Annotated in this window: 14 protein-coding genes and 1 pseudogene; 9 read left to right on the forward strand and 6 right to left on the reverse strand. The window is 66.8% G+C overall.

What is annotated here, in order from left to right; all coding sequences use genetic code 11:
- Window positions 1-99: 99 nt before the first annotated feature.
- Genes ABQE44_RS03045 through ABQE44_RS03055 form a run of 3 tightly spaced genes read left to right on the forward strand, consistent with a single transcriptional unit; the run spans window position 100 to window position 3,657 of the window.
- The gene (locus ABQE44_RS03045) at window positions 100-2,367 is read left to right on the forward strand and encodes an MMPL family transporter (protein WP_448428198.1); all 2,268 of its coding nucleotides are present in this window, start codon (window positions 100-102) and stop codon (window positions 2,365-2,367) included.
- Window positions 2,364-3,041, forward strand: a complete 678-nt coding sequence (locus ABQE44_RS03050; protein ID WP_448428200.1) for a TetR/AcrR family transcriptional regulator — start codon at window positions 2,364-2,366, stop codon at window positions 3,039-3,041. The genes ABQE44_RS03045 and ABQE44_RS03050 overlap by 4 nt, the downstream gene beginning before the upstream one ends.
- A complete protein-coding gene (locus tag ABQE44_RS03055; RefSeq protein WP_448428202.1) occupies window positions 3,025-3,657 on the forward strand; it encodes a class I SAM-dependent methyltransferase in 633 nt (210 codons plus the stop codon). Before ABQE44_RS03050 ends, ABQE44_RS03055 begins: the two co-directional genes overlap by 17 nt.
- A 52-nt stretch (window positions 3,658-3,709) precedes the next feature.
- On the opposite strand, the gene ABQE44_RS03060 is transcribed toward ABQE44_RS03055, so the two are convergent.
- Window positions 3,710-4,567 carry a PDDEXK-like endonuclease domain-containing protein gene (locus tag ABQE44_RS03060; RefSeq protein WP_448393571.1) on the reverse strand — a complete coding sequence of 286 codons (858 nt, stop codon included), beginning with the start codon at window positions 4,565-4,567 and terminating at the stop codon, window positions 3,710-3,712.
- A gap of 96 nt (window positions 4,568-4,663) precedes the next feature.
- Window positions 4,664-5,377: an NAD-dependent deacylase gene (locus ABQE44_RS03065; RefSeq protein ID WP_448393334.1), complete on the reverse strand. Its 714-nt coding sequence runs from the start codon at window positions 5,375-5,377 to the stop codon at window positions 4,664-4,666.
- 37 nt (window positions 5,378-5,414) lie between these two features.
- Here ABQE44_RS03065 and ABQE44_RS03070 point away from each other — a divergent pair, with 37 nt between their 5' ends.
- Entirely contained in the window at window positions 5,415-5,780 is a 366-nt protein-coding gene (locus ABQE44_RS03070) for an Rv1152 family transcriptional regulator (protein WP_448393335.1), read from the forward strand.
- Between the two features lie 13 nt (window positions 5,781-5,793).
- On the opposite strand, the gene ABQE44_RS03075 is transcribed toward ABQE44_RS03070, so the two are convergent.
- The 3 genes from ABQE44_RS03075 to ABQE44_RS03085 are packed head-to-tail and all read right to left on the reverse strand — an operon-like array spanning window position 5,794 to window position 7,990.
- Complete coding sequence (locus ABQE44_RS03075) at window positions 5,794-6,636, reverse strand: class I SAM-dependent methyltransferase (RefSeq protein WP_448393336.1); 843 nt, start codon at window positions 6,634-6,636, stop codon at window positions 5,794-5,796.
- A gap of 14 nt (window positions 6,637-6,650) precedes the next feature.
- A complete protein-coding gene (locus ABQE44_RS03080) occupies window positions 6,651-7,166 on the reverse strand; it encodes a DUF1697 domain-containing protein (RefSeq protein WP_448393337.1) in 516 nt (171 codons plus the stop codon).
- A complete protein-coding gene (locus tag ABQE44_RS03085; RefSeq protein ID WP_448393338.1) occupies window positions 7,163-7,990 on the reverse strand; it encodes a class I SAM-dependent methyltransferase in 828 nt (275 codons plus the stop codon). Before ABQE44_RS03085 ends, ABQE44_RS03080 begins: the two co-directional genes overlap by 4 nt.
- Window positions 7,991-8,040: 50 nt before the next feature.
- On the opposite strand from ABQE44_RS03085, the gene ABQE44_RS03090 reads away from it, so the two are divergent.
- Window positions 8,041-8,484 (forward strand): PPOX class F420-dependent oxidoreductase, encoded by a 444-nt coding sequence (locus tag ABQE44_RS03090; RefSeq protein WP_448393339.1) that lies wholly within the window; start codon window positions 8,041-8,043, stop codon window positions 8,482-8,484.
- A gap of 40 nt (window positions 8,485-8,524) precedes the next feature.
- The gene (locus tag ABQE44_RS03095; RefSeq protein WP_448428204.1) at window positions 8,525-8,695 is read left to right on the forward strand and encodes a DUF5302 domain-containing protein; all 171 of its coding nucleotides are present in this window, start codon (window positions 8,525-8,527) and stop codon (window positions 8,693-8,695) included.
- Here ABQE44_RS03095 and ABQE44_RS03100 read toward each other — a convergent pair.
- Window positions 8,614-8,887 (reverse strand): annotated as a pseudogene (locus ABQE44_RS03100) (hypothetical protein); the annotation flags it as partial. The gene ABQE44_RS03095 and the pseudogene ABQE44_RS03100 sit on opposite strands and share 82 nt — an antisense overlap.
- A gap of 134 nt (window positions 8,888-9,021) precedes the next feature.
- Between ABQE44_RS03100 and ABQE44_RS03105 the strand changes: the two are divergent.
- From ABQE44_RS03105 to ABQE44_RS03115, 3 genes are read left to right on the forward strand one after another with little or no spacing between them, the layout of a single operon-like run.
- Window positions 9,022-9,642: a TetR/AcrR family transcriptional regulator gene (locus ABQE44_RS03105; protein ID WP_448428206.1), complete on the forward strand. Its 621-nt coding sequence runs from the start codon at window positions 9,022-9,024 to the stop codon at window positions 9,640-9,642.
- Window positions 9,639-11,693: a hydantoinase/oxoprolinase family protein gene (locus ABQE44_RS03110; protein ID WP_448428208.1), complete on the forward strand. Its 2,055-nt coding sequence runs from the start codon at window positions 9,639-9,641 to the stop codon at window positions 11,691-11,693. Before ABQE44_RS03105 ends, ABQE44_RS03110 begins: the two co-directional genes overlap by 4 nt.
- Window positions 11,690-13,513: a hydantoinase B/oxoprolinase family protein gene (locus ABQE44_RS03115; protein ID WP_448393343.1), complete on the forward strand. Its 1,824-nt coding sequence runs from the start codon at window positions 11,690-11,692 to the stop codon at window positions 13,511-13,513. Before ABQE44_RS03110 ends, ABQE44_RS03115 begins: the two co-directional genes overlap by 4 nt.
- Window positions 13,514-13,526: the final 13 nt, after the last annotated feature.

A 13,526-nucleotide genomic window follows, 5' to 3' on the forward strand; every position in this document is an offset into this window, starting at 1 on the left:
TTCCGGGTAGTCGGTGCGTGTCATCGGTGGGGCGCATTGACCCGCATTGGTTACCGCTGTTAAGTTACCCGCGTTATCCACGGATTGGAGGGACGCGACGTGCTGCAACGCATCGCCCGCCGGGGGCTGGCCGCGCCGCGCCGGATCATCGCGGTCGCGGCGCTCGGCATGGTCGCCTGCGGAATCTTCGGCGTCCCCGTCGTCAAGCATCTGTCCGCGGGCGGCTTCGCCGATCCGACGTCGGAGTCCGCCCAGGCCAACCAGCTACTCGTCGACAAATTCGGCCAGGGCGATATGGAGTTGCTGATCAGCGTCACCGACGACGACGGCGCGCTCAGCCCGGCCGCACGGACAGTTGCCACCGACATCGCCGCCCAGCTGCAGGCATCACCGCACGTCGTGCAGGTCGTCTCCGCATGGACGGCGCCGGAGGTGGCGACGCCAGCGTTGATCAGCAAGGACGGCAAGACCGGGTTGCTTGTCGTCGGCATCACCGGTGGTGAGAGCGGTGCGCAGAAGCACGCCAAAGAACTCACCGACCGGCTGGTGCATGACCGCGACGGGGTCACCGTGCGCGCCGGCGGTGAAGCGATGACCTACGTGCAGATCAACGGGCAGACCGAACGGGATCTGCTGTTGATGGAGTCGATCGCGATCCCGCTGAGCTTCGTCGTGCTGGTGTGGGTGTTCGGCGGGCTGGTGGCCGCCGCGCTGCCGCTGGCGGTCGGCGGGTTCGCGATCCTGGGTTCGATGGCGGTGCTGCGGGCCGTCACCCTCGTCACCGATGTGTCGATCTTCGCGCTGAACCTGACCGTGGCGATGGGGCTGGCCCTGGCCATCGACTACACGCTGCTGATCATCAGCCGGTACCGCGACGAGCTGGCCGACGGCGCCGAGCGCCACCGTGCGCTGATCCGCACCATGGTCACCGCCGGGCGCACGGTGTTGTTCTCGGCGTTGACCGTCGCGTTGTCGATGGTCGCGATGGTGCTGTTCCCGATGTACTTCCTCAAGTCGTTCGCCTACGCAGGTGTCGCGGTGGTGACGTTCGCGGCGCTGGCCGCGGTCGTCGTCGCACCTGCGGCGATCGTGCTGGCCGGCGATCGGCTGGACGCGTTGGACGTGCGCCGGTTGGCGCGTCGGCTGCTGGGCCGTCCCGAGCCGGTGCGCAAATCCGTCGAGCAGACGTTCTGGTACCGCAGCACGAAGTTCGTCATGCGCCGGGCGATGCCGATCGGTGCGGCGATCGTGGCGTTGCTGCTGGTGCTCGGCGCGCCGTTCCTCGGCGCCAACTGGGGCTTCCCCGACGACCGGGTGCTGCCGGCGTCGGCGTCGGCGCGACAGCTCGGCGACGAACTGCGCAGCGACTTCGCCGTCGATTCCGCCCGCAACGTCACCGTCGTGATACCGGATGCGCGCGCCGTCACACCCGCCGACCTCGACCGTTACGCCCGCGCGCTGTCGCAGGTGCCCGACGTGTCCTCGGTGTCGGCGCCCAGCGGCACATTCGTGGCCGGTGCGCCGGTCGGCCCGCCGTCGGCGCCGACGGGCATCAAGGACGGCAGCGCCTTCCTGACGGTGGCCAGCACCGCGCCGCTGTTCACCGAAGCCGCCGAAGACCAGCTCGTCGCGTTGCGGGAGGTGGACACGCCGGATGGCGCTGCGGCGCAGTTGACCGGCGTCGCGCAGACCAACCGCGACAGCTCCTCGGCGGTCACATCGCGGCTGCCCCTGGTGCTCGCGGTGATCGCCGGCATCACGTTCATCCTGCTGTTCATGTTGACCGGCAGCGTGGTGCTGCCACTGAAAGCGTTGATACTCAACGTGTTGTCGCTGACCGCGGCGTTCGGCGCGCTGGTGTGGATCTTCCAGGACGGCCATCTGGGCGCGCTGGGCACGACGCCGACGGGCACCTTGGTGGCCAACATGCCGGTGCTGCTGTTCTGCATCGCGTTCGGGCTGTCGATGGACTACGAGGTGTTTTTGGTGTCGCGGATCCGGGAGTACTGGCTGCGGTCGGGCCGCACACCAGCCGACAATGACCAGAGCGTCGCGCTCGGGCTTGCCCGCACCGGCCGGGTCATCACCGCCGCGGCGCTGATCATGTCGATCTCGTTCGCCGCGCTGATTGCCGCCGAGGTGTCGTTCATGCGGATGATGGGGGTCGGCCTGACGCTGGCGATCGTCGCGGATGCGACACTGGTGCGCATGGCGCTGGTTCCCGCCTTCATGCACGTGCTCGGCCGATGGAACTGGTGGGCGCCCAAACCGCTGGCCCGGCTGCATGCGCGGATCGGCATCAGCGAGTCCGCCGAAGAGCAGGCACCGGCCAGCGGCCCGTCGTCTGAGGTAGTCGGATCGCGATGAAACGGCGGCGTGCGCCGCGCGGATCCGGTGAACGGTTGCGCGAGGAGATCCTCGACGCCACCACCGATCTGCTGCTGGAGACCGGTCACGCCAAGGCGGTGTCGATCCGGTCGGTCGCGCAGCGGGTGGGGGTGACGCCCCCGTCGATCTATCTGCACTTCGCCGACAAGGACGCGCTGCTGGACGCGGTGTGCGTGCGGTACTTCGAGAAGCTCGACGAGGAGATGCAGAGTCTGGCCGCCGACGCGCCGTCGGCGATCGAGGTGCTGTGCGCGCAGGGACTGGCCTACGTGCGGTTCGCGGTGAGAACCCCTGAGCTGTACCGGATCGCGACGATGGGCGAGGGCCGGCCCGGTAGCGATGTCGACATGATGTTGAACACGTCGGCGTTCGTGCACCTGCGCAGCTCAGTGGAGCAGCTGATGGCCGAAAATGTGTTCCCACCCGGCGACCCAATTGCGCTCGCGCTGCAACTGTGGACGGCCGCCCATGGCGTGGCCGCGATGCTCATTTCGCGGCCATATCTGCCGTGGGGTGATGCCGAGGAGTTCACCGACCGGGTACTGCGGTCCGTGGTGGTGGGCGAGATCGTCTCGGGCACAGTCGATCCCAAGGTCAACCCGCAGGAAGCTCTCACCATGTTGAAAGGACTGCTTGATGAGCAACACCGTTGACAACCCGTTCTTCGCGCGACTGTGGACGTTCATGTCCCGCCACGAGACGGAGGCGATTCAGCGGCTGCGCCGCGAGAACCTCGCAGGTCTGTCCGGGCGGGTGCTCGAGGTCGGGGCGGGCACCGGCACCAACTTCGAGTTCTACCCGGACACGGTGACCGAGGTGGTGGCGGTCGAACCCGAGCGCCGACTGGCCGAGTTGGCGCAGCGCGCCGCCGCCGTCGCACCGGTCCCGGTGACCGTCACCGCCGACACCGTCGAGCACTACGCAAGCCACGGCGCTGAACCGTTCGACGCGGTGGTGTGCTCGCTGGTGCTGTGCTCGGTCGATGAGCCTGAAGCGGTGCTGCGCCAACTGCATTCGCTGCTGCGCTCCGGCGGTGAGTTGCGCTACCTCGAGCACATCGCCGGCACCGGGGCCCGCGCACGGATGCAGAAGCTGGCCGACGCCACGCTGTGGCCGAAGCTGTTCGGCAACTGCCACACCCACCGCCACACCGAGCAAGCCATCGGCGGCGCGGGATTTCAGGTGGCCGGCGCGCGCCGCGAGTGGACGTTGCCGACCTGGGCGCCGATTCCGGTGGCGGAGTTCGCGCTGGGCCGCGCCGTCAAGTAGCGATTTGTGTGCGTTATGGCGCGGTCAGCGCAACAGAACGCACACGAATCGCTCAGGAACTGAGTGCGTGTTTGATTTCGGCGAGCACCCGCTGCGGGTTCACGGTGAGGTCAAACCACGTGAAACGCAGTACTTTCCATCCGCGCAATGAGATGGCGTTCTGCCGTTTTCGATCGCTGACGAACACCTCTGCGTCGCTGTGGAACGCCCAGCCGTCGACCTCGATCGCCACCTTCTCGTCGGGAAACGCCACATCTACCTTGTAGCCGCCAACCGGATAATTCGTTCGCCAGCCCGTGATGCCCCCTTCGCGCAGGAGTTTCCCGAAGAGGCGTTCAGCTTCGGATCGGGCACCGTCGGAAGCTGCCTGTAACAGCCGCCTGGCTGCTGGTGATCCGTGCCGACCCTTGTTCTTTAGATGGGCGCGCCATAGGTCGCGAAGTTCGACGTGGCGCTGCAGTGCAGAATCCATCAACACGGCACCCCCGCGTAACCGGACGGCAGCCTCAAGGACGGTCAACGCCAACGCGGTAACCCTCAGATCGTCTCGCTCGACGATGTCTGCGGGGTTCAGGTCACGTCGCCGCATCCGGATACCGTCACGGTGCGGATGGTGGCTCGCCCTCGGCACCGTCACGTCGACGACTGGTGGGGCATACCGCGTCAGCCCATGCCACCAGGCTGCTGCGATGCCGCTGGCAACCGCTTGCGGACCGTAACCCCAGACGGCAGCTCGGATTCGCGCTGCATCGGTGAACGGCCGGTCGTCGGCGAAGAACACGCCGGGCGAGCACCGTCGCCAATGTCCGGCGCGGACACGGCGGTCGACCGCATACCTGCTCAGCCCGGCCTGCTGCGCCTGCGCAAGTGTGATCACTCCGTCGTGCCGGCGTAGATAGTCGTCGACCACATTAGGGTTGGACGCGGGACGCGCCCAACCGGTTCCACCCACCGTGATTTGTGTGCGTTATGGCGCGGTCAGCGCAACAGAACGCACACAAATCGCTCAGCTGAGCAGGGCGGGCAGGCGCTGCAGCAGGCCGGGCAGCGCGTCGACCGCGGTCTCGCGCAGCGACACCGTGGCGGCGTCCGACAGCGGGGTGCGGTCGGGGTTGACCTCGACGACGGCCGTGCCCCGGGCCAGCGCCATCTCGGGCAGGCCGGCGGCGGGGTAGACGATCGACGAGGTTCCCACCACGATCACGATGTCGGCGCCGATGACCGCATCCACCGAACGCTGCCAGGCGTCCTCGGGCAGGGCCTCGCCGAACCACACCACTTTCGGCCGGATCAACCCGCCGCACGGACACACCGGTGGCTCGACGGCCTCCACCGGCTCGGGCATCGCGGGCAGATCGCCCTCGAACGCGGAGTTGCAAGCATCGCAATGGAATTCGAACAAACTGCCGTGCAGATGGTAGACCTTCGTGCTGCCGGCACGCTCGTGCAGATCGTCGACGTTCTGGGTGACGACGTGCACGTCGGCGTAGTCCTGCCAGGCCGCGACGGCCAGGTGACCGCTGTTGGGCTGCACCGAACGCATCATGTAGTGGCGCCACAGGTACCACGCCCACACCTTCTCCGGGTTCGCGCGCCAACCCTCGGAGCTGGAAATCTCGTACGGGTCCACCTTTGCCCACAGCCCCGTCTCGACATCCCGGAACGTGGGCACCCCGCTTTCGGCTGAGATGCCCGCACCACTGAGAACTGCAACCTGCACATGTCCAAAGTAGCCGCTTTGGGCGATACTGATGCACGTGGCGGGGTTGGCGGAGTGGGTACGCATCGATCAACGGGCCTCCGGCGCCCTGTTTGACCAGCTGAGAACGCAAGTCATCGACGGAATTCGCGACGGCAGGCTGCCTCCTGGCACTCGGCTGCCGACGGTGCGGGAGCTGGCTGGCCAGTTGGGGCTGGCCGTCAACACGGTCGCGCGCGCCTACCGCGAGCTGGAGTCGAGCGGAATCCTCGAAACGCGGGGGCGGTTCGGCACATTCGTGGCCCGGGTGGACCCCGTCGATCAGGCGATGGCCGCCGCAGCGCACAACTTCGCCTCGGCGGCCAAGGCGATGGGCATGGGCAAGGCCGACGCCCTGCGCTACGTCGAGGCGGCCTTCGACTGAGCCGCGGTGTCGGTCAGCCGAACTCGAGCAGCGTGAACACCGGTCGCACCGGATCGAAGACCGGAATCCGCTGAGCGCTCCACACCAACGTGTTGAAGATCTTGCCGCGGCCGGGCGGGATGGGCACATCGTGCACGGCCCGGATACCCGCGATGTCGTGCACCAGGTCCGCAGCTCGGGACGGGGTCAGGCTGAACGGCATCGCCGGCACCCGGTAACGCAGCGAGGGCCGCAGCAGTCCACTGCGGGCGGCGGCCGCGAACCACGCCGGCGGCAGGTCGAACATCATCTGCCCGCCGGGGAACCGTCTGGCGCATTCGGTGATCAACCCGAGCGCGTCCTCGGGTTGCAGGTACATCAGCAGGCCCTCGGCGGTGACGAACACCCCGTGCTCGGTGTCGACACGGTCCATCCAGCTGTAGTCCAGCGCCGACTGTGCGGCCATCTGCACCCGATCGGAGACAGGCAGCAGCTTGCGGCGCAACTCGATCATCGGCGGGAGATCGACGGTGAGCCAACGAAACTCATGTCCGACATCGGCCGTGTCGAGCCGGTAGAAGCTGGTCTGCAGCCCCTCGGCCAACGCCACCACGGTGGCTTTCGGGTGGTCGCGTAGGTAGCGGCGGGTATGCCGGTCGAAGGCCAACGCCCGCACTGCCATGTCCTGGCGTCGCGAAGACCCGAATTTGGCGAAGTCGAAATCGATGGAATCGACCAGTTGCACGGCCATCGGGTCGTCGAGGATGGAGTCGGGCCGGCGCGCCTCGGTCGCGCGGACCTGCAGGGTCATCAGTGCGGTTTCCGAGACGCCGGTCAACACGGTGCCGTCGGCCTTTGCGGTGGGTGTGGAGCTCACCTGTCCGAATCTACCTACCGCAGAACTTTCTCGACGGTGCGCAGGTTGCGGGTGGTGGTCGACGACTTGTAGCGCTTCTTGCCCATGGTCTTGCCCATGACCGAGCCCAGCGTGGCCGATTTGGCCACCTGCCAGTAGACGACACCTTCCCCGCGGCGGATCTTCTCGAGGTCTCCGGGATCGAGGCTGGCCAGTTCGTCGAGCACTTGCGGGTCGCTGACGAAGGTGACGTAGGAGTGGTGACCTTCGACCTCGCGCTCGAACGGATACGCCTCCGAGATGGCCCTGACCGTGTCCAGGTCGTAGGCCAGCACCCAGGCGTCGTAGCCGAACCGCTCGCGCAGCGCCTTCTCAGCGCGCCGCCGCACTGCTGTCACGTCGGCGGGGCTGTCCAGGAGCACGTTGCCGCTCGCCAAAACCGTTCGGACATCGCGGAATCCGGCCGTCTCGAACGCGTCGGCGACGTCGGCCATCTTCAGGTTGACACCGCCGACGTTGACCCCGCGCAGAAAGGCCGCGTAGCGCGTCATGCGCCGAACTCGAGCAGCGTGAACGAAGGCCTTCGGCGCCGGAACGCACCCAACCGGTCGAGCACCTGGGAGCCGGCCAGCTTCCACAGGCCCCGTGCGGGCGGCATCGGGACATCGCGGGCGACGCGTACGCCCGAGATGCGCCCGGCGAGTGCGACGGCGTCGTCGGGGCTGAGCCCGAACGGCATCGGCGGCGCGATGTAACGGTCGGAGAGCTTGAGCCCGGCCAACGTGCGTTGGCTGAGCCAGGGCGGCACGGAATCGAACATCATCTGCCCGCCGCCGAAGCGTTCGGCGCATTCGGCGATCAGCCCCAGCGCGTCCTCGGGTTGCAGGTACATCAGCAGGCCCTCGGCGGTGATGAAGACGCCGTGCTCGGTGTCGACGTGGTCCATCCAGCTGCGCTCCAGCGCCGACTGAGCCAGCGTCACGATGCGTTCATCGTGGGGCAGCAGCTTGTCGCGCAGCGCGATGACGGCCGGCAAATCGATGGAATACCACGTCAACTCGTCGGCGACGCCGGTGCGCTCGAGCCGCCAGAAGCTGGTCTGCAGCCCTTCGGCCAACGCCACCACCGAAGCCTTGGGATGGGTGGTGAGGAAGTCGCGCGTGGCGGTGTCGAAGGCCACCGCGCGCAACGCGTGCGTCGGGTTGGGCTTGCCGAACTTGAGGTAGTCGTAGTCGATCGCATCGAACAGCGCGACCGCCCACGGGTCGCGGATCACGCCGTCGGACCGCTTCGCCTCGCTGGCGCGGTTGTGCAGCGTCCACAGCGTGGTGGCCGAGACGCCGTCGAGCACGCTGCCGTCGACAGAAGAAGTCATCGACTTCGATCGTAGAGACGTAGTCGTTCGTAGAGACGTAGGCTCAAACCATGGGACGCGACGTGTTCGACGACAAGCTGTTGGCGTTGATCGGCGGGAACTCGCTGGGCGTGCTGGCCACGATCAAGCGCGACGGCCGACCACAGCTGTCGAACGTGTCCTATTACTTCGATGCGCGCGCGTTGACGATCCAGGTGTCGATCACCGAGCCGCGGGCCAAGACGCGCAACCTGCGTCGCGACCCTCGGGCGTCGATCCACGTCAGCTCCGACGACGGCTGGGCGTATGCCGTGGCCGAGGGTGACGCGGTGCTCACCCCGCCGGCCGCCGCGCCCGACGACGACACGGTCGAGGGTTTGATCGCGTTGTACCGCAACATCGCCGGTGAACATCCAGATTGGGACGACTACCGCCGCGCCATGGTCGACGACCGACGCGTGCTGATGACGCTGCCCATCTCACACGTCTACGGGATGCCGCCCGGCAGGCTATAAACCGCGCGACGGCAGTCGGTGCCGCGCTAGGCTGCCAGGCATGGCTGACACGCCGCGCGAAGACGACACCAAACGTAAGTTCCGGGAAGCGTTGGAGCGCAAGAAGGCCAAGGCGGCCGGCGGCGGCAATCACAAGGACGGCGGCGCTAAGCAACCGCGGGCGCACGGACCAGTTGAGCATCGCCGGGAGTTCCGGCGCAAGAGCGGCTGATTCCGCGCGGCGATGAGCGCGGCAAACATCACCGCCACACGAAGCAGGCCCTGATCCTCAGCCCCGGCCCACCGAGGCCAGCGTGGCTGCGCCCGCGACGCAGAGCAGCGCGCCGACCGTCGCGCTACGGACGCCGGGCCGGTCGACGAATCCACCATCCATTAGCGGCAGCGGGTTGTTCTCCAGCGGGCGCGGCGTGGGTGGATAGACCCAAGACCCAGCGGTAACCGCGGTACGCCGACCTCTTGACACCGCTGCGGAGGGCGGTTAACGTCGTCGCAACTTGACCGGCCGGCCGGTAAAGTAAGGAAGGGAACAGAACGCACGTGACCGAGACCGACACCCCCGATCAGAAGCCCCCCATTCCGGAGCGAATCCTCGTCGCGGCCGCCCGAGTGATGGGGCGCGAAGGCTTTGCCAACGCCTCCCTGCGTCAGATCGCCGACGAGGCCGGCATGACCAAGGCAGGGCTGTACTACCACGTCGCCAGCAAGGAAGTGCTGCTGTTCGCACTACATGAGCGGTTCGCCGGCAGGCTTTCTGTTTACTCCGAACGGATCGCGGCCGCCGACCTGTCCCCGACCGAAAAGCTGCGCCAGCTGATCAAGCACACCATCGAGACGGCGGTCGTCTATCAATCCGAGGGCACCGTGTTCCTGCGGGAGTACACCCACCTTACCGGCGAGATGGCCGCGACCGTCTTCAAGCAGCGCGACCGCTTCCGGTCGGTCTTCGAAGAAGTGATCGACGAAGGCCTCGCCACCGGTGAATTCCGGCCGGGCAATACGCGTTTGGATGCGCTCGCGATTCTCGGCGCATGCAATTTCACGGCCTTCTGGTTCGACCCCGAGGGCGCGGCAAGCATCGATGAAATCGCCGAGACGTTCGCGGACCGGTTGATCTACGGCATGGGCGTGCGAGACAACGACAAAGGAGGACGGTCATGACCGGCAAACCGGCACTGCGGATCGGAATCGACACCGGCGGCACCTTCACCGACCTGGTGCTTGCCGAAGGTGAGAACGTGCGGATCGGCACCAAATCGTTGACGACGTACGACGACCTCGCCAACGGTCTGCTGCGCACCGTGGAGAAGGCCGGTCCCGGCGACACCCCGGTCGAGCAGATCGTGCACGGCACGACGGTCGCACTCAACGCGATCCTGACCCGACGCGGCGCCGACATCGGCATGGTGACCACCCGCGGCTACCGCGACCTGCTCGACATGGCCCGGGGCTGGCGGCCTTTCGAAGCGATGGTGGACCCGCGATGGCGCCGGCCCCATGAACTGCGCCCCATCGTCGAACGGTATCGCCGCCGCACCGTCGGTGAGCGGCTGATGACCGACGGCGGGGTGCTGATGACCCTTGACGAAGTGGGCCTGCTGCAGGAGGTGGAACGCCTGGTAGCCGACGGGTGCCGGGGCATTGCAGTGTGCTTCCTGCACGCCTACAAGCATCCGCAGCACGAACAGCGTGCGGCCGAACTCATCCGCGACCGGTTCCCCGGCATCAGCGTGAGCACCTCGGCCGAGGTTGCCCCGTTCCCCCGCGAGTACAACCGGTTCTCTACCTGCGTGCTCAACGCCTATGTCCAGCCACTGATGGAGTCCTACACCACGCGGGTCGAGGACAGGCTCCGCGAGGCCGGCGTGGAGGCTCCTTTGACGTTCATGACGAACGACGGTGGCCTGGTCACCGCGGAACAGGTGACGTCACGACCGGTGGTGACGCTCAACAGTGGACCCGTCGGCGGAGTGATGGGTGTGCAGGCCTACGCCGAACGGCTGGCGATGCCCAACCTGGTCGGTTTCGACATGGGTGGCACCAGCACCGAGGTCGCCGTTGTCGTGGACGGCCGGGCCTCGGTGAAACGCGAACTCGAAATCGAGCACGATCTGCTCGTCAGCCTGCCTGTGGTGGAGATCCACAGCATCGGCGCGGGCGGCGGCAGCCTGATCGCGATCGATGAGGGCGGCGGACTCAAGGTCGGTCCGGAAAGCGCGGGCAGCGATCCCGGCCCGGCGTGTTACGGACGCGGCGGCACTCAGCCGACAGTCACGGACGCGTTCCTGGTGCTGGGCGTGCTGGATGCCAAGGTGCCGCTGGGAGGTGAGATCTATCCGGACGTCGCGGCCGCAGAGAAGGCGTTCGCGCCGCTGGCTGCAGCGTTGGATCTGAGCCCCGCCGACGTGGCGCGCACCGCGACCGAAGTCGCCATCCACAACATGGCGGAGGCGGTTCGCCGGCTCACGGTGTACCGCGGTGCCGACCCGCGTGAGTTCGGGCTTGTCAGCTACGGCGCGGCCGGCCCGCTGGTCGCCAGCCAGATCGCCCGCAGCTTGCAGATGCCGCGGGTCGTCATCCCGTCCCTGTCCGGGGTGTTCTCGGCGTTCGGTCTGCTGACGGCTCAGGCCTTCGAGGAGGAGGTCACGCCGGTGATGGCGACGGTCACCGCAGAGGTTGCCGACGACTTGTTCGCGCGGGCCCGCAAAAGCCTCGAGACCCTGGTCCGTCAACTGCGCGATCGCGGTAACAGCGGCGTAGTTGTGGAAGCCTGGCTCGACGCCACCTATCTCGGTCAGCGCTGGGAGCTCGCGGCCGTCATCGACCCGTCGCATGCGGAGCCGCTGCGGCATCTGACCGAGGCCTTCGCAGCCGCACATGAGCGTCAGTTCGGCTACAGCCTGCCGGCACCGATCTACGTGCAGACGCTGCGCACCCGCGCGGTGTCGACCGATCAACGTCGGCTGTTCCCGCCTCGGTTGACCAACAGCGAACCGGGGCAACCCAGGCGCCGTCGCGACATCACCTTGATGGGTCAGCTGATCCGGGATGTGCCGGTCTACAACGCCGACGAGTTCGCTTGCGATCAGGTGGTGGCAGGCCCGGCCGTGATCGAGGCGCAGACCTACACCGGCGTGCTTGTCGCCGGAGATGTGGCGAAAGTCAACGAATTCGGCGATGTGGTCATCGAGATCGAGGAGAACAACCAGTGACAACTCTGGCACCCCAACCGGTTTCAGTCCTTGGCGCCAAGGACGTCGAAGCTCGCTACGGCGTTGACATCACCACCGCCGAAGTCATCCGGCACGCTTTGGAACACATCGGCCTGCAGATGCAGATCAAGATCAACACCGCGTCGCTGAGCCCGCTACTCAGTGAGGTGAACGACTTCGGCATCGGGTTGTTGGCACCCCGAGATCCGGAGCGCGACCTGGACTTCGATGCGATCGCGATGGGTACCGCGGCGCCGGGGCACTACGTGATCAACCAGTTCTACGCGCGGATGGCCATCGAGCACTGGGGCGTGGAGAACTTCAAGCCCGGCGACGTCATCATCTTCAACGAGCCGTACCGCGGGGGCAGCCACATCAACGATGTCGGCACCCTGATGCCGATCTTCCACGACGGGGAGCTGGTCGGCTTTGCCGCCGCGATCACCCACTGGCTCGACATCGGCGGTCCGATCCCCACCGGGTTCGGGCCGGGCCTGCAGCGGGACATGTACGCCGAAGGGATTCGGATCTCTCCGCGGCACCTTTATCGCGAGGGCAAACTCGTACGTGAAACCGTCGAACTATTCACCGGGCAAACCCGGATCCCGGATATCAGCGTCAACGACCTCCAGGTCATCCATTCGGCGCTGGCGTTGGGCGCCGAAATGGTGTTGCGCTACGTCGACCGCTACGGACGCGACGCCTACGCGGGCGCGGTGCAGTACTCCCTCGACCACACCGAGCGCGCGATGCGCGCGGCGTTGAGCCAGATCCCGGACGGTGAATACACCGCCGAGGACTACATGGACAACGACATGAACGGTGATCCCATGCTGATCCGCTGCACGGTGCGCAAGCGCGGCGGTGAGGTAGAGGTCGACTACTCCGGCTCGTCGCGCAACGAATGGGGCGGCTTCGCCTGCACTTGGTCCGATGGGGTCTCCGGCGCCCATCTGGGGTTGCAAGTGGCGCTGCCGGAGTCGATCAGCCCCAACGCCGGTGCCTACCGTCCGGTTCACGTCGTATTGCCACCGGGAAGCTGTCTGCACGCGCTGCCCCCGATGGCCACCAACGCCGGGCACACCATGTTCATCGCCAAGGCGATCAATTTGGTGAAAAAAGCTCTATCGCAGGCAGACCCATCCATGGCAGTGGCCGAGAACTACGACGACGTGCTGTTCATGAGTTTCGCCGGTGCTGATACCCGCAGCGGCTTTCCCATTCCGTTCATTTCGATGAACCTGTTCCAGGGACCGTTCGGCGGTACGGCGCAGAGCGACGGCAGTTGCTACACCTTTCAGGAGGGCGGCAACTGCGTGGTGACCTCGGTCGAACTCGAGGAAGAAGCTTTCCCGGTGCTGCTGCTGGAACGCGAATTCGTTGCGGACACAGCCGGATCCGGGCAGTATCGCGGGGGTCCGGCCACCCGCTCCGTGATGGTCCCACTGGTGGATTGCGAAAGCTCGTTCCAGCTTGATCAGTGCCGGATCGGGCCTCGGGGTGCGATGGGCGGCGATAACGGAGCCACTGCTCACATCAAGGTTTATCGTGACGCACTCGACGCCTGGGCCTCCGGAGGCGACCTCGAGGAACCGGAAGTGCTCGCCGGCATCGTCGACGAGTCCGGCCAGCTGGTGAGCGAAGAAGTCCCCGGTGTCACCGAATTCCGGTCCAGTAAACAGGCCGGCGTGCTCATCGGCGCCCGCGACGTCGTCGTCCATCAGACCCCTGGCGCGGGCGGCTGCGGTGACCCCGCCCTGCGTGATCCGAACGCAATCGCGCGCGACATCCGCAACGACATTGTGACCGCCGGCAACTGACCCGACGCCGCTG

Source organism: Mycolicibacterium sp. XJ2546, from assembly GCF_053483195.1.